The organism is Dyadobacter sp. 676 (assembly GCF_040448675.1).
Lineage (GTDB): Bacteria > Bacteroidota > Bacteroidia > Cytophagales > Spirosomataceae > Dyadobacter.
In genome coordinates this window covers 6,317,455-6,334,498 of the sequence record NZ_CP159289.1, presented here as the reverse complement: position 1 = coordinate 6,334,498, position 17,044 = coordinate 6,317,455, and the positions used below count along the sequence as shown (strand labels likewise).

13 protein-coding genes and 1 pseudogene are annotated in these 17,044 nt (G+C 53.2%); 10 read left to right on the top strand and 4 right to left on the bottom strand.

Going from position 1 to position 17,044, the window contains the following annotated elements:
- Positions 1 to 3 precede the first annotated feature (3 nt).
- The 4 genes from ABV298_RS27760 to ABV298_RS27745 form a co-directional block, all read right to left on the bottom strand.
- Positions 4 to 3,579, bottom strand: coding sequence for a TonB-dependent receptor (locus ABV298_RS27760; RefSeq protein WP_353719388.1), 3,576 nt, complete (start codon positions 3,577 to 3,579; stop codon positions 4 to 6).
- Positions 3,580 to 3,822: 243 nt separating this feature from the next.
- Complete coding sequence (locus ABV298_RS27755; RefSeq protein ID WP_353719387.1) at positions 3,823 to 4,902, bottom strand: FecR domain-containing protein; 1,080 nt, start codon at positions 4,900 to 4,902, stop codon at positions 3,823 to 3,825.
- Between the two features lie 117 nt (positions 4,903 to 5,019).
- A complete protein-coding gene (locus tag ABV298_RS27750; protein ID WP_353719386.1) occupies positions 5,020 to 5,592 on the bottom strand; it encodes a sigma-70 family RNA polymerase sigma factor in 573 nt (190 codons plus the stop codon).
- A gap of 98 nt (positions 5,593 to 5,690) precedes the next feature.
- On the bottom strand, positions 5,691 to 7,058 hold the full coding sequence (locus tag ABV298_RS27745; protein ID WP_353719385.1) for a glycoside hydrolase family 140 protein: 1,368 nt from the start codon (positions 7,056 to 7,058) through the stop codon (positions 5,691 to 5,693).
- Positions 7,059 to 7,596: 538 nt separating this feature from the next.
- On the opposite strand from ABV298_RS27745, the gene ABV298_RS27740 reads away from it, so the two are divergent.
- The 10 genes and pseudogenes from ABV298_RS27740 (at position 7,597) to ABV298_RS27695 (ending at position 16,958) form a co-directional block, all read left to right on the top strand.
- A complete protein-coding gene (locus ABV298_RS27740; protein ID WP_353719384.1) occupies positions 7,597 to 8,109 on the top strand; it encodes a tail fiber protein in 513 nt (170 codons plus the stop codon).
- 48 nt (positions 8,110 to 8,157) lie between these two features.
- A pseudogene (locus ABV298_RS27735) lies at positions 8,158 to 8,280 on the top strand (tail fiber protein); the annotation flags it as partial.
- Between the two features lie 34 nt (positions 8,281 to 8,314).
- Entirely contained in the window at positions 8,315 to 8,674 is a 360-nt protein-coding gene (locus ABV298_RS27730; protein WP_353723284.1) for a phage tail protein, read from the top strand.
- Between the two features lie 42 nt (positions 8,675 to 8,716).
- A complete protein-coding gene (locus ABV298_RS27725; protein ID WP_353719383.1) occupies positions 8,717 to 9,232 on the top strand; it encodes a tail fiber protein in 516 nt (171 codons plus the stop codon).
- 39 nt (positions 9,233 to 9,271) lie between these two features.
- The gene (locus ABV298_RS27720; protein ID WP_353719382.1) at positions 9,272 to 9,775 is read left to right on the top strand and encodes a GNAT family N-acetyltransferase; all 504 of its coding nucleotides are present in this window, start codon (positions 9,272 to 9,274) and stop codon (positions 9,773 to 9,775) included.
- A complete protein-coding gene (locus tag ABV298_RS27715; RefSeq protein ID WP_353719381.1) occupies positions 9,757 to 10,065 on the top strand; it encodes a hypothetical protein in 309 nt (102 codons plus the stop codon). Before ABV298_RS27720 ends, ABV298_RS27715 begins: the two co-directional genes overlap by 19 nt.
- A gap of 69 nt (positions 10,066 to 10,134) precedes the next feature.
- The gene (locus ABV298_RS27710; RefSeq protein ID WP_353719380.1) at positions 10,135 to 10,428 is read left to right on the top strand and encodes a hypothetical protein; all 294 of its coding nucleotides are present in this window, start codon (positions 10,135 to 10,137) and stop codon (positions 10,426 to 10,428) included.
- Entirely contained in the window at positions 10,422 to 15,089 is a 4,668-nt protein-coding gene (locus ABV298_RS27705; protein WP_353719379.1) for an Ig-like domain-containing protein, read from the top strand. Before ABV298_RS27710 ends, ABV298_RS27705 begins: the two co-directional genes overlap by 7 nt.
- A gap of 139 nt (positions 15,090 to 15,228) precedes the next feature.
- On the top strand, positions 15,229 to 16,245 hold the full coding sequence (locus tag ABV298_RS27700) for a histidine kinase (RefSeq protein ID WP_353719378.1): 1,017 nt from the start codon (positions 15,229 to 15,231) through the stop codon (positions 16,243 to 16,245).
- Positions 16,242 to 16,958 (top strand): LytTR family DNA-binding domain-containing protein, encoded by a 717-nt coding sequence (locus ABV298_RS27695; protein ID WP_353719377.1) that lies wholly within the window; start codon positions 16,242 to 16,244, stop codon positions 16,956 to 16,958. Before ABV298_RS27700 ends, ABV298_RS27695 begins: the two co-directional genes overlap by 4 nt.
- Positions 16,959 to 17,044: the final 86 nt, after the last annotated feature.

Here is a 17,044-nt window from a genome sequence, read left to right as displayed (position 1 = left end):
ATTTTAAAAACCAAGACTAATACCAACGATGAACGATTTGGGAGTGGGATAAACACCCTCATCCACGCCAATCTGGCGGTCGGAGCCGCTGTTGAAGTTGCGGAGGTTAATCTCGGGGTCCAGGCCGGTATATTTGGTGAAAGTCAGCAGATTCTGTCCCTGAATGTATATCCGCAGATGATCGGCCCCGATTTTGGATAAAACCGATTTGGGCAGCGTGTACCCCAACTGAATGTTCTTGAAGCGCAGGTAAGAGCCATCCTCCACAAAATAGGTCGAAGGCTCGCCGCTTTGGGCATCGTTCGCGTCCAGAATCGGCAGTTTGGCATCCGGGTTATCGGGCCGCCACGAATCGTAGAGCATTCTTTTCGAGCGGTTTCCCTGGAACACTTCGAAATCCGTCCAGTAACGCACATGGTTGAAAATGTCGTTGCCCTGTACCCCCTGCGCGAAAATGGCCAGATCGAAGTTCTTATACCCCACATTCAGGTTCACCCCATAGGTAAAATCGGGATGCGGGTTGCCGATGTAAGTCTGGTCCTGAGCGTTGATAATTCCATCGCCGTTCACATCGCGGTATTTGAACTTGCCCACGCCCTGTGTACGCTTGCCGTCGATGTAAATGTTGGAATCGTAGTAGCCAGGGAATTTCGCATGGTTTTGCACTTCTTCCTCGTTCTGCATAATACCGTCGATGATGTAGCCGTAAAACGACGAGATGGGCCGTCCGGCAATGGAGCGGGTAACGGGCGGCGTCCGCAGCGAGAAACCGGGAAGGAAATCGTCGGGATTCTGCGGGTCGAGGGCGACGATCTTGTTCCGGTAAGTCGAGAAGTTCACGCCGATGCTGTAAGTAAGCCTGCCGTCCAATGCGTGGTCCTGATAATTCAGGCCCAGGTCGACGCCCCTGTTTTGCATGGAAGCGATATTCTGGGCAGGAATGGCGGCGTCGCCGAGCCTGGGGTCGTATGCTTTGGTATACAGCAAATCCCTGGTTTGCCGGTCGAACACGTCCAGACTGAGGTCAAACTTTCCCTTGAACAAATTGGCGTCGATACCCACGTTGACCGTCGTAGTCGTCTCCCATTTAGCGTTGGGATTGCCGAAACGCCCGAGGTCGAAGCCCTGCATATACCCGATCGGACTGCTGCCCAGCCCGTAGCCGCTGCTGTTCGGATTGCTTTGGTAGGTGGAATAGGCATTGAAATCTCCAATTTCCTGGTTACCCGTTTGTCCCCAGCCCGCACGGATTTTCAAGTCGCTCACAAAATCGACGCCGGACATAAAACTCTCTTTCGAGATACGCCAGCCTATGCTCGCCGCCGGAAATGTCGCATAGCGCGATGCCGCCTGAAAACGGGAGGAAGCATCCCGCCGCAAAGTAGCCTGAACGAGGTATTTGTCGTCAAATGCGTAGTCTACCCGACCGAAATACGAGAACAACGACCACGATGACGAGGCGTACCCGCTGTTGGTTGCCGTTGCAGGGTTACCCGCGTCGATATAGCGCAGGTCGATATTGTTGGAGAAAAAGCCCTGGCGATAGGCATTCACGAAATCGCCGTAGGAATCAATCGATTCCAGGCCGACGAATGCATTCAAATGGTGCGACTCGCCGAAGGTTTTATCATAAGTAAGGGTGTTGGTCCAGGTCCAGGAATAGCCGTAGCTCCTGTTTTCGCTCAGGCTGTTCACATTGGTCCCGTGCGCGAGTTCGATTTCTACCGGGGTGTAATATTTTCCGGCGGAAGCGGTCAGGTCGAGGCCGAAGCTGGTCTTTGCGGTAAGGTTTTTAAGGATGTCGAACTCCGCATAGGCATTACCGAAAAGCCTGAGGTCCTTGTAACCATTGTTTTTGTTGCGTACCAGCTGCCCCACGGGGTTGTTCGCATTGCCGAGATTGCTTCCGAGCGTGCCCGCGAAATTGCCTCCGATGTCGTACACCGGAATGATCGGCTGCGCACGGTAAGTATTCGAAACCTGGCTTGTTTCGCTGTTATTGCCATAGTTACCCTGCCGTTTTCCATAGGCAACCTGTAAATTTTCCCCTATGCGGAGTTTCTTTTTGATGGTAAACTCGGTATTGGCCCGGACCGAATAGCGCTGATAACCATTGTAAAGCAAAATGCCCGCCTGATTGAAATAATTGGCCGAAAACGAGTAGCGGCTCACTTCCGAGCCCCCCGAAACGCCCAACTGGTAGTTCTGAATAGGCGCGTCGTCGAAAACCTCGCGCATCCAGTCGGTGCCCTGCTTGTTGGCTTTCGTGATGGAAAATTTGGTTTTTCCGAACTGCGGGTCGGTATAGCGGTCGTAGCTGTAATTGGCCGGGTTTACGCGCGGATCGCCTTCCGAGGCGCCGTCGGGGATGATGTAGTCGGGAATAACCGGCTCCGGCCCGTTGCCGTATTGCGAATGCTCGGGGTTGCCGGTCGCCGGGTTCACAACGTTCGCATTCTTTTTACTGCGCCAGAGATATTCGCCATATTCGCGGGTGTTCAGCAAATCCATCGTTTTGGCCAGTTTCTGCACACCGAAATAGGCGTCGAACGTCAGTTTCGGCACGCCCGACTTCCCTCTTTTGGTCGTGATGATCACCACCCCGTTCGCTGCCCGCGAGCCGTAAATGGAAGCCGAGGAAGCATCTTTCAGTATCTGGATCGACTCGATGTCGTTCTGATTGATCGTATTGAGGTTACCCTTCGTCGGAACGCCGTCGATAATGTAGAGCGGGTCGTTGTTACCCAGGGTTCCGTACCCGCGCACACGCACGGCCACACCGCCGCCGGGCGTATTGTCCGTGCCTACGGTCACGCCCGCCGCACGCCCCTGCAACTGCTGCGCGAGGTTGGTAGCTGGCACCGAGAGCAGTTTTTCCGCGTCGATCACGCTTACAGAACCGGTAATGTCCCTTCTCGACTGCGTGGTATAGCCGGTCACCACCACTTCGCTCAACGCCTTGATATCCGGATCGAGCGCTACATTGATCACCGACCGGTTGCTCACCGGGATTTCCTGCGAAATATAGCCTACAAAACTGAACACCAGCACCGCTTTGTCGTCGGGTACGACCAGTTCGAAACTACCGTCGCCGCCGGTGATGGCCCCTTGTTGCGTCCCCTTCACCACCACGCTCACGCCGGGCAGCCCTGCCGCGTTATCGGAGCCTGTCACCTTTCCTTTAACGGCAATATCCACCCGATGCAGGTAAGGCAAGGGCACCGGTTCAAACAACTTGGGGGATTCGGAAAACGATTCGTCGGGCTTGCGGATCAGTATAATGTAATTGCCCGACACCGAGTAATGGATTTGCAGGGGCGCAAGCAGGTCTTTCAAAACCTTGCTCAGCTTTTCGTTGGATGCTTCAATACTTACTTTCTGGTTGGAAATCAGGGACGGAATGTATGAAAACTTCACTTTGGCATTCTTTTCAAGCGTTGTCAGCACCTGTTTCAGGTCCTGTTGCTTCGCTTGCAGCGTCACCTCCCGGTTCAGGATTTCCTGGGCTACGCCGTCATTGGCCAGGGCCAGGCTCTGAAAAAAGAGGGACACCAGAAATGGTATGCATGTAACTTTCATCGCAGCTACCAAATATTTAAATGGTAAACTATTTTTTTTCATACTTTTACGATGGTTTTTGAGTGTTCACAAACGACAAAGACCTTCCTCGCTCCCATAGCGGGAGCTTTAAGTTTCGCTTAAATCAAGGGGAATTTTCAAAGCCGGAAACGCTGGACCCGTTCCCGGCTTTTTGCTTGTTATAATCGGTATTTAATCATGCGGTAAGGGTTTAGGATGAATGGGTCAAGTCAAAAATGAATGTTATCTGCAACCTTCGCTGGAAATCACCACCTGTCCGTCGCTGACGCGGTAGGTGGCCCCCAGGGTTTGCGTGATGATATCGAGTTTGGTAAAAAAAGGTTCGTTGCTGAGTTCGACACGGAGCGAGCATTTCTCCATCACCGCGGCGTCGTACACAATCGGAATCCCGTAAACTTTCTCCAATACCGAGAAAACCTTGCTTACGGGCTGGTTCTCAAATACAAACCCCGCGTCCTGGTCCGGCTTGATCAGTTCCAGCGGCATATGGGTGATGGATTTGGAAACCAGGTTGTCTTTCACGGAAAAAATCGCCTGCTGGTTGGGCGTCAGCAGCAGTTCGGTATTGCGTTCCCCGGGGTTTTCCAGGTCTTTCAACGGCAGTACCGATACCCTCCCGCTCCGCACGAGCACCTCTACGTTCGTATCGGTGGCCCTGACAACGAAACTGGTGCCCAGCACGCGCGTTACGAGCCCGTTGGCATACACAAAGAAAGGATTCTGCGGGTCCTTGGTCACTTCAAAAAACGCTTCTCCCGAAAGATATACTTCGCGCTTTTTCTCACGTACGAACCGGCTTGCGTAGCTGATCCTTGCCGAAGGCGCCAGGCTTACCCTGCTGCCGTCGGGCAATGCAACTTTCATGGGCTTTTTCCCTGTGTTGGCAACCTCTTTCAGCGCTCCGGATGTCGGCGGCACATATGCCGCGCTTCCACCCGGCGTGTCGGTTCCTCGGTATTGTTTCCAGAAAAAAGCGCCCCCAAAACCGGCAATCAGGGTTACTACCGCCGCTACCGACAACCACCTCCGCAACCTTAGCTGCCCGGTGGGCCGCTTCGTGCGGGTGGTATGCAGAATGCGTTGTACCTGATCTTCCAACTGTTGGTCAGTGACGATTGCAACAGGCTCCTGCCACGCGAGAATGAGCTCCCGGGCTTGCCGCATAATCACCCTTTTATCCGGATAGAGGCGAACGATCTCTTCCCAAAGACCCTCCGTAGCCTCCGCCTCTCCGGTTACCCAGCGACGGAAGCTCTCGTCTTGCAGGAAGTCTTCCAGATCGTAATCTTTATAATATTTCATACAAAAACACCATTTGGCGTATTTACAAAAAGATAATCGGCAAATGCCCGAATCATCATCGAAAAAACCGAAGATTCTTTCCGGATATTTACATTAATATATATAAATATCTGATAATCAGAATATTAGTACAATTAAAAAGGACGACAGGATGGTTTGCCATTTGTCGCGGAAGAGCCGCAATGCCTGAGAAAGGAGATTGGCGACGGCCGGTCGCGAGATATCGAGTACCCCGGCGATCTGCTCGTGAGAAAGATTTTCAAAAAATTTGAGATGGATAATTTCGCGCTGCCTGGGCGTCAGCGAATGCAGTACCATGCCGATCTGCCGCCGGCGACGTTCGTCGGTTTCGGTGGAGATCAGCCTGCTTTCGGTATCCTCTTCGACATGGCCGCTCTCGTGCCAGCTCTCGAAGGGTGTCAGCGAATGCGCCCGATCGATCTCTTTCAGCAGGCGGTTCCGGAGGCTTTTCAGCAAATAGGGCCTGATCCTGTCGGTATCGGCCAGAAAACGCCGGCGGTCCCAGAGCGAGGCGAAAAGGTCGTGAATGCAGTCGTTCAACGTGTCGCGATCGTGGATAAAACGCGAGCCATATTCGAACAACGCACGGAACTCCCCCCGGATCATCTCTTCAAAAGCGGCCGCGTCGCCATTCTTGAATTTTTTCCAAAGTTCCAGTTCCTGCTCCATCGGTTAGCCAATGTACAAATGAGTGCTAAGAATGATCGAATTTCTTTATTAAGTAAAATTTAAACATGAATTACTGCAATAGCCCAAAATAATGACGGTCACGGCCTGGGGTAACGTTTCGCCTCGTCATCCACGACAAGCACCCAGTCGTGCCCGTAACCCGAAGTAGGCGGAATAAACCGGTTTACCGATTTGTTATCGAACTTCCCCGCATCCCTGACTTTCCCTGTACGGGGGTCGTACCAGAACGCATCGAGGCTGGTGCCCGAAATTTTTCCGGGATTCACCGAAAACGGTTTCCCCGAGGCCGTATAAATGAAGAGGTAATCCTTGCCGCGCGCGGCCTGCACGCGGTCGGCGGCGGGCAACGCGTTTTCGGCAACCACCGACTGGTCGGGAACGCGGTCTATCATAGGGCGGGATTCGATGAGCCTGCGGACATACTTCATTTCCAGGGCCCCCGGAAGGTCGAGGGCTTGCTGCCAGAATACGTGCGGGCCATTCACGGCTTCCCGGTCCGGCGCATACATTTGCCAGATGTCATGACAGCCGTATGTATGCCCGAATGCCCCGGCGAGAAGATCGAGATAGGCCGACTTTCGGACGTCGTATGCGCTGGACGTGCCGTTTTCCTTTGAGTTGAAACAAACCGGATGATCCTCGTAAATGGGCTCCCCGTCGATAACCGGCTTGGCAGGCATACGATTATAAGCCCGCTGAATGTATTCGTAAACAGGTGTATCGCGGCAATGGCCGGTCTGGAACATATTGAAATCGAACCACTCGTCGCTGTGGAACCACTCGCTGGAACCTTCTCTGTTGGGCTGCGGGTGATAGGTTATCAGCGCCTTGTCGTGGCCGCCAACCCCTTCGGCGATACCGTCCGCCATTGCCCGCCATATTTCGACGTCCCGGCTGTCTTTCCGCGGCTGGCGATCGCCTCCCAGCACCCATATCAGGTTCGGCCTCGATTTATAGCGGTTGCCGAGCCATTTACCGTAGGTCCCGGCATTGCTTTCGTTGAATATTTCCGGGCCTTTACCCCAGGTGTTTTTAAAAACCTTGTCGCCCCATGTGGGCAGTAGCGCAATCGTGAGCCCGTAGGATGCCGCTTTGTCGATAATATAGTCTACGTGTGTGAAATAGCGTTCGTTCGGCCGGGCGGGATCGTTGCCGATCAGCGGTTTTTCGCCATACGCATTCGGTACCTCCAAGCCGTCGAACTCGGCGAGGACCACCGCCTGGATTACCGTAAAGCCCTGTTCGGCCCTTTTTTGGAGATAATAATCGGCATCGGGACGGCTGAGGCGGTGAAAAAGCTCCCAGGCGGTGTCGCCGAGCCAGCAAAACGGTTTGCCGTCTTTAAGCAGGAAATGTTTGTTTTCGCTTACCACATAGTGCTGGGCGCGTGCAATCGTGAGCGAACATGCAAGAATTGCGGGAAAAAGTAGCCTGCGTGGACTCATAAATACCGGGATTAGGAAAGTGTGATCAGCCAATAAAGGCACACGGCCCTCATTCTTAACATGCGGTATTTGAATATCTCACAAAAAAATGAGTCGCGGGGCTAATGGCCGCCGGTTCTGCGCGGCTCTTCCCTTAATAACTTTTTTTTCCCAGCTAAACCCGTCCCACTATATTCAGTACCAACCTATTACTAGAAAATCAGTGTATCGCTGAATAGCGCTATACGTAGAATAACTATTACCGTTTAGTAATTTCTTTCATTTAAATCGTAATATATCTCATATAAATGATGATATATCGCTAATATTGAAGTACTAATTTTACAAAAACCTAACCTAAACGCACCTCCGAACATGAAAAGAACTTCTACGCTTTTTATTCTGCCGCTCTACACTCACTTTCCTGGTCTCGCATTCGTGACGCACGGGCCGCTTTCTCCGCAAAGCTGATTTTCCGCTACTTACCCGGCATGGGGCGGCTCCGGCTGCTATTTGCCGATCTGTAATAATCCATCCATCAATCTAAACTATTTCTTCTATGGCAGAACCATTTCTAGCAGAAATCCGAATGGTCAGTTTCAACTTCCCTCCCAAGGGCTGGGCATTCACCAATGGACAGCTTTTACCCATTGGTCAAAACCAGGCATTGTTTTCTCTGCTTGGCACAACCTTCGGCGGCGATGGCAGATCCAATTTTGCATTGCCCGATTTCAGGGGAAGAACGCCCATTCATGTAGGCAACGGCCACACCCTGGGGCAACGTGCCGGCGAAGCGGCGCACACCCTTAATATTCAGGAGTTACCGTTGCACACTCACTTCGTTTCAGCCATAGATAATACATCGGTTACGAACAGCAATAACCCGACGAGCAACTACTTTTCCAACACGCAGCCTAACTTCCTCTACACGAGCAGCAACAGCAATCTGGTGACGCTCAATCCGGCGACAGTGGCGAATGTCGGAGGAAGCCAGCCCCACATAAACATGCAGCCGTTCCTTACCCTCAGCTTCTGCATTGCATTGCAAGGGATTTTTCCAAGCGCGAACTAGCCGTCCGGCCCGTTTTCTATTCTTTTTTAACCTGAAATATTAATCAATATGGCACAACCATACGTGGGAGAAATCAGGATGTTTGCAGGGAATTTCGCCCCCGCGGGGTGGATGTTCTGCGAGGGACAACTGCTCCCCATATCCGAGAACGACACGCTTTTTAACCTGATCGGCACTACTTACGGCGGGGACGGACAAAGCACTTTTGCACTTCCGGACCTCCGGGGGGCGTATTCCCATTCACCAGGGAACAGGCGGGGGCGGCAATTATATACTGGCAGAAACCGGCGGTGTAGAGGAAGTAACCCTGACGGTCCAGCAAATTCCCAGCCACTCGCACGGTTTCGTGGCGTCCAACAACCTTGCCGACGTCCCGAGTCCGGCCAATGCGATACTGGGCGTTTCCACTACCACCAACGTCTTTTTCTCCGATCCGCCGTCGGCGCTGATGGCCACCAATAGCGTATCCGGAAACGGCGGAAGCCAGCCTCACACCAATTTTCAGCCTTATCTCTGTATCAATTTCATCATTTCGCTATTCGGGATCTACCCGTCTCAGACCTAGTCCGTAAATGAAACCCGAACCGTTAAACCTCAATCGACTATCATGGATCCTTTCGTAGCAGAAATAAGAATATTCCCGTTCAATTTTGCGCCCAAAGGCTGGGCCTGGTGCGATGGGCAGATTTTGCCGCTTTCGCAAAACACCGCATTGTTTTCACTTCTCGGCACAACCTACGGAGGCAATGGCAAATCCACCTTTGCATTGCCGGATTTACAGGGGTCCGCTCCTATGCACCCGGGGCAAGGGCCCGGCCTTTCGCTTCACGACCTGGGCGAAGCGGGCGGTTCTGAAACAGTGTCGTTGATCAACAGCGAAATTCCCTTTCACAACCATCAGATCCGGGCCGTGGCGGAACCAGCCGACCTGAAAACCCCTGGCGGCTACTCGCTGGCCGCGTCGACACAAGGCAAAGTATACGCCTCCGGAGCGCCCAATACGCAAATGGCGCCAAACCAGATCGCGCCGGCCGGCGGAAGCCTGCCGCACAACAATATGATGCCATACCTGACGGTCTATTTTTGCATCGCGTTGCAAGGGGTGTTCCCGCCGCGCGGCTGACAAACCGGAATCGAAATTGCCGATGTTTTCTGAAAATCAATGAAATTCACGCTTACCAATACCACTCTTACGCTCAGGCCTGTTACCTCCCGAGACCTCCCCGCCCTTTTGGAAATTTATTCCAGCACACGGGAAAAGGAACTGGAACGGGTACCTCACTGGACGGATTTAATGAAAAAGGAATTCGTTTCAAGCCAGTTCAATGCGCAGCATGAATACTATCAGAAAAACTACGCCGGCGCCGATTTCTGGGTAATCGAGTCCGGGAAGAAAACCATCGGGAGGCTTTACCTCCACGAAAATTTCCAGGGCAAGGGTATCCGGATTATCGACATCAGTATCCTGCCGGAATACCGGAACCAGGGACTAGGCCAGGGTATTTTCAAAGACCTCATGAACAAGGCCGCCGAACTTCGGCGGCCACTCAGCATTCATGTGGAAACTTTCAATCCCGCCAAAAATCTGTATACCCGCCTTGGATTTAAAACAATCAGTGAAACCAATGGAGTTTATCATTTAATGGAATGGAAGCATACGATTTAAGCCAGATAGCCGCAGCAGATTTTCTGCCGTACGTGGGGCAACCGGTAACTATTCAGTTTGCCCGGGATTTTTCGCTGCCGTCGACCATTCTGAAAGTAACGGAATTGAATAGCTACACCCCTCTGGAACGGGGCGCATTTTCGGTGGAGTTTCAGACTACCGGCGAGAACCGGGCCATCGCCCAGGGGATTTACCGGGTTGTACATCCCATCGGCAAATACATGGACATTTTTCTTGTGCCGATCGCACCGGATTCCAATGGTGCGCGCTATGAAGCAGTTTTCTCGTAAGCCGGCCCGTGCCGGATCAATTATCCTCAAAAATCCTATGACTCAATCTTTTCCCATCAAACTGAAACCATGAGAAATTTCTACGTATACCTGACGGGGATTGTCCTGCTGGCGTCCGGCGCTGAAATAGTCAGCAAAATTTCTGATGACGCCGCCGCCCCGCAAGTGAAGTGGCTGGCGAAAAAGGAAAATCCGTCCGATAGAAAAAAGCAGGAGAGGGTCCCCTTTGCCCGTACGCAAAAAAAACGGGTACGAAGGCACTTCTCGCACCCGGTATCAGTGCTACCAATACCTACGCGATCACCAATAATACCGGTCCTGCCGGTGCGTCTGCCGGTGACGAACTGGAATACACCGTGGTAATTACCAACAGCGGCCCTGATCCGGCCAACGGCACCACTTTTACCGAAACCATCGACGTCAATACGACACTGGTGGCAGGTTCCGTCAAAGCCAGCCCGATCGCCCAAAACGACAGTTATTCCACGATTGGCAACGTCACGATCGACATTCCCGCCGGCCAGGGGTTACTGGCCAACGACGTCAGTCCGGCCGGCACGGCGCTTAGCGTGAGCAGCGCTTCCAATTTCACAACCGCCAACGGCGGAGCGGTAACCATCGCAGCTGCGACGGGCGCATTTACATACCAGCCGGCGGCCGGCTATATCGGAACCGACACGTTTACTTACGATATCCAGAACGGCTCCGGCATGACTTCTACCGCTACCGTTTCGATCACCATCGGAAACGGTGCCAACAATGCGATATGGTTCATCAATACCAGCGCACCCGGTGGCGGAAACGGTACACTTGCCAGCCCGTTCAACACGATGACCGCATTCCAGAATATTAACGATGGAGGAGTCAACCGGCCCAAGGACGGACATGTCATTTTCTTGTACAGCGGGAACTACAACGGCAACATTACCTTGCGCAATAATCAGAAACTTTTCGGGCAAGGCGCTGCGGAATCGCTGCTTGCGCTCACCGGCTTTCCCGCGCCGAGCGGCACCAACCTGCTGCCTGCGACGGGCGGCGCAAGACCGGTCCTTACCAGTAGCTCGGGCGATGTCCTCAATGCAACGGGTACCGCCACCATTCGCGGAATCAACATCGGAAACAGCGCCGGTGCGAAAATCGCGGGGACAGGCGCCGGAACATTGACGACGAGCCATATCAGCCTGACGGGCACCGGAACGGCACTCAATCTCTCCGGCAAAGTCCTGGCCGCTTCGTTCGACGAGGTGTCTTCCAGTATTGGCTCCGGTGTCAGTCCGGTCAAAATTACGTCCGGCAGCGGAAACCTGACTATTTCCTCGGGTACGCTCACCGCCTCGGGCCTACCTGCGCTGGATGTCGCCGGCACTGGGGGCGGAATCGCCCTGGCGGTTACGTTGAATGCCGTAAACGCCAACGGCGGCAACAAGGGAATGATCCTGTCGAACACGACCGGAACATTTCAGGTAACAGGAGCTGGAACGACGCCTGGTTCCGGTGGAACCATCCAGAATATCGCGCAACGTGGTATCGAATTGCTCAATGCAACGAATATCACGCTCAAAAATATTAACCTGTCGAACGCCAACACTGTCGACGGGATCACGCCCACCAACCAGGACAACTCCAATGCCAATGCTGCCGTACATGCTTTCAATGTAAACGGCCTGACCATGGACCGCATAGCAATCAGCGGAACAGTGGCGCAAGAGGGAATCAACCTGAGAAACAGCAGCAATTTCAATTTCACCAACGGGTCAATCGGCTCGTCGGGGCAAACGAGCGAGGAGGGTTGTATCTACGCGATCAACACGGGCGGTACCAACTCCATCGTAAACTCCACCTTCACCGATCCGGGCGGCCGGGCGGCATATTTCAGCAATACCAACACCAATATGGCACTGCTGACGGTCGACAACTCTACATTTCAGGATGCAAGCAACTCAGGGCTTCAATTTTTCGGGTACGGCACTTCGGATATGAAACTTAAGGTACAGAACAATTCCAAGTTCTTGAGAAACTCCACCGTGGGTGTGTATGTGGGCGCTAACGAAAATGCGCAAATGCAGGCGGATATCAAAAATTCCAGCGTCGATGTCGGCAATGGCGTCGGGCGGGTTTTTGACATGGCAGCCGCTGGGTCGTCCACCCTGAAGTTTAACATCCTGAGCAATACCGGTAATTTTTTCGGAGGTATCGGCCTCAACATGTTCGCCTATCAGAACGGATACCTCGAGGGCAATGTAACCGGCAACACGCTGATTAACAAAACCGGCTCTTCGGGCGTTTCGGCAATCGTGCACTCCGCCGAGGGTGTCGGTGCGAGGGGTACTTTCCTGATCCAGAACAATACGCTCACCAGCGTGGACTCTCCCGGTATTGCGGTGACGACGACCTCCACTTCCGGCGCACAGAGCAATATGAATGTCAAAAACAACAATATTACGGTGACGGACTCCGGTTCGGGAGATATTTACTTCGGTATGGATATGGTGACAACCGGCGCAATAGGCAACAATTCCAAACTCTGTACCAATGTCACCAGCAACACTGTTAGCAAGCCTGCCGCCATTACTGCCTACCGCACCCGATCGGGTACTTCCACCACGACGATACTGGTGCAGGGAACCGGCGGCACTATTGTGGATGTGTGGAACAACGGCGGAAATACCCCTGCCGGCAGTGCCGTTCAGAGCGGCTCGGCCAATCCTTATCTGTTCGGACAGACTTGCGCGGTTCCCAATGTCGGCACCTTGCGCGAAGGCATTATAGAAGAACCTTCGCTGGAAAACATCGCTGCCATGGAAGCGCCCGTACAGGAAGCGCCCAAAGCAGCGACGACGATTCCGTCGTCCGGACCGGAAAAGGAAGCAGTTTCCGAAACCGCGGCGGCAACAGCACCAAACCCAGCCAGAACAGAAGCCGCGCAAGCCGGAGAGACTGTGACCGTCAACGGAACCGGCAGCGGTTTCACCTTGCCCGCCGGCAAGAATACGACCATCAAATTCCGGGTTACGATCAATAACAATATCCCGGCGTCTGTTTGCCAGCTCTCCACCCAGGGTACCGTCAGCGGCAGCAACTTCGCCAGTGTGCTGACCGACGATCCGAACACCCCGGGCACGAACAACCCGACCATTACCCCGGTTGTCTCCACGCCGGTGATCACTTTCTGCCCGGGTAACCAGACTTTCTCACCCGACGCGGGTACCTGTACGTCCACACAGACGTTCGCAGCAACCGCCGACGCATGTCCGGCCGCGACCATTACCTATACCGTCGACGGAAATCCGATTACGTTCCCGTACGCATTTCCCGCGGGCACGACAACGGTGCTCGTAACGGCTTCCAACGGGATCGGCACGGCGCCAACGTGTTCGTTCACTGTAACCGTAACCCCTACCCCGGCGCCGCCTATCACGGACGAGCCCGACGCGCAAACCATCTGCGCAGGTGCAAGCGCTTCGTTTACCGTCGCCACCTCGCAATCGGGCGCGACTTATCAATGGCAGAAAAAACCATCAGGCGGCTCATTTGCGGACATCACTACCGCTGAAAACCCCACCGCCGACGATCCGACACTGACGCTGACCAATGTCCCCGCCACCGACAACCTCGCCGAATACCGTTGTATCGTTTCAAATCCTTGTAACGATAGTACTTCGGCATCCGCCGTGCTCACAGTGAACCAGATTACCGGTTCCACCTTGACCGGAAGCGCGACGGTCGATCAGGGCGCACCGGCTCCCTTGGTTACTTTCGGCGCTACCGGCGGTACTTTGCCTTACATATTTACTTACAAGGTCAACAACGGATCGAACCAGACCGTGAGCACAACCGGGGTCAACACCACGGCTACCGTGAGCCAATCGACGGCTGCCATCGGCACGTTCACGTATGAGCTGGTGACGGTAACGGACGCGCAGGGCTGTACACTTACGCCGTCTCCGTCCCAGACCGCCACGATAACCGTCAGCAACAACCTCTCGGCGACCATCTCCGGCAGCACCGACGCCTGCGAAAACGAAACCGAGCCGGTGATTACCTTTACGGCCGTGAATGGCGTAGCCCCGTTCACATTCACGTACCAGATCAATGGCGGCCCCGACCAGCAGGTCACCACGACCGGCTCCAACACCTCGGCAACCGTGAATGTGCCGACAGCCGCCACGGGATCATTCGTTTACACACTCACTCAGGTGAGCGGAGCAGGCGGCGCTTCGACGCCGGTTTCCGGACAGACGGCGACCGTTACTGTCAATGCAAAACCGACAATCGCATTGACCGGTGCCGAGTACCAGTGCGATTATTCGACCGATCCGCAAACTTATACCGTTTTCTTTACAGCTACTCCGGGGGCCGTGATTACCACCGACAAGGGAACTGTCAATGGGAACACCGTTGTGGGCGTACCGAGCAAGCAAACTGCGACCATTGTGGCGACGCTTAACAATTGCACGGACACGCTCACCGCTTACAAAGACTGCTCGCTCCCGGTAACATTAATTGATTTTTCAGGTGAAAAAGTGGAGAACACAGTTTCCCTGAAATGGCGCACCGCCGAGGAAATGAACAGCGACCATTTCGAAGTCCAGCGCAGCGCCGACGGCAAAAAATGGAGAACGATCGGCACCGAAAAGTCGCATGGCGAAAGCTATACCGTGGTGAACTACACATTTGTGGACAAGAATCCGGGCCAGGGCGACAACTTCTACCGCCTGAAAATGGTCGACACGGACAAAACCTTCGCATACAGCAAGATCATCAATGTCCGCTACGGCGAAGACGCCCTGAAATCTGAATTTTACCCCAACCCGGTTTCAGACGTTCTGAACCTGAAAAGCACGGATTGGAACCAGGTTAAATCGGTGGAAATGCATAGCATGACAGGGCTTTCGGTTTACAAATCGGGTAACACCGCGTCCAAGAGCATCGATGTAAAAAATCTGCCGGTGGGCATGTACATCCTCACGATCACGCATAAAAACGGCGGGGTGGTCAACCGTAAAGTGCTTATCAACCGATAATTACGGCACCGAACGCACTGCTGATATATCGTTTGAATTAATGAATCAGGCGGGGAGCTTCTCTCCGCCTGGTTTTTTATATAGCTGCCCATTTCTTTTATTAGCAGACAATTTCCTGCAAATTTGGATTTACGCTCAGATGGCATCTTTAAACACGCGGCAGAAACGGGAGGTTGCAGTCCATATCGGCATATGGGCCACTATTCTGCTCCTGCCTTATCTGGTGTCGTCGGCCGGTGAAGGGTACAAGATCGGTGGCCTGCCGGCTGCGTTTTTTGTGATGGCGGGAATAATCCATGCGGCCATTTTTTATTTCAATGCATTTTATCTCTATCCCGAATTGGCCAATAGCAGGCGCTGGTGGCTGTATGTGCCCTGCGCGGCCGCGTTGATCGCGGCTTCGTTCGCCGTTAAATACCAGCTCATTGTCCGGTTATTTCCCGAAATAATGCTGAAAAATTCGGGCGGGCTGGTGTTTGGTCCTTCCATATTTGTTTTCGCGGCGAGCATTGCCTACCGACGAATCACCGACGGAATACGCAAAGAACGTGCACGGAAAGAATACGAAGCGCAACAAGTGGCCGCCGAACTGAAATTGCTGCGGTCGCAAGTTAACCCGCATTTTCTTTTCAACGTGCTGACGAACATGGTCGCACTGGCAAGGCAGAAGTCCGACCGGCTCGAAGGGGCGCTCATCCGCCTGGCCGACCTCATGCGGTACATGACGTACGACACCCAGGCGACGCAGGTAACCCTGCAACAGGAAACGGATTATCTCAAAAGTTACATTGAACTGCAAAAGCTGCGTTTTTCGGACGCTATGCGCATCGAGCTGGCTATTCAAACAGACGCCGACGGTTTGCCCATTGAACCGATGGTGCTGATCCCTTTTGTGGAAAATGCCTTCAAGCATGGTGCCTCCTGGCTCGACGAACCTTATGTTTCAATCGATCTCAAGGTAGCCGGCGGGCTTCTCGCGCTCAGGGTTGAAAATCCCTACGATTCCCATCCCGACGCCGCGAAGGACGACCACTCGGGTATAGGCTTGGAAAATGTACGTACAAGGCTGAAACTTATCTACCCCGACAAACACAGCCTGGTTATCGACGATCGCAATAATATTTTTACAATAACCCTGAATCTGAACTTATTATGATGCGATGTCTGGCCGTTGATGATGAAAAACTCGTGCTCGACCTCCTGATCGATAATATCCGGCAGGTGCCCTACCTCACCCTGGTCAAAACGGCGCGCAATGCGATGGAAGCCATTGAAATATTACAAAATGAGCCTATCGACCTCCTCTTTCTCGATATCCAAATGCCGCGGCTCAGCGGTCTGCAGTTCCTGAAAAGCCTCCCCGACCCTCCCCTGGTGATCCTCGTTACGGCCTATGACAAATATGCATTGGAAGGTTTCGAGCTGAATGTAGTCGATTATCTGCTCAAACCCGTGAGTATGGAGCGCTTTCTGAAAGCCTGCAACCGTGCCTACGAACTGTTTCAACTCAAACAGAAAACGCCGGATTCCAATCCGCCGAAGGCATTACCCGATTTTTTCGTGAATGTCGAATATTCATTGGTTAAAATAATGGCCGCCGATGTCGCCTGGGTCGAGGGATTAAAGGATTATGTAAAAATCTACCTCTCTTCGGCACCGAAGCCTGTTATTACCCGCATGACTTTCAAAGCATTGGAGGAAAAGCTGCCGGAGCCGGGATTCGTCCGTACCCACAAATCATACCTGGTGGCCGCTCAAAAAATTACGGCCGTGAAGCGTGACTTTGTCATGATCGGCACTACCGAAATTCCCGTCAGCGAGCATTATAAAGACAATCTTCGCAAAATCCTAAATATCTCCGGCGAATAGTCGTCGCAGGATTTCACCGCTTCGTCGCGGGCATTGACCGGCTCGTCTACTCGCCCTGAAACGCATTGGTACATCATATAGCTTTG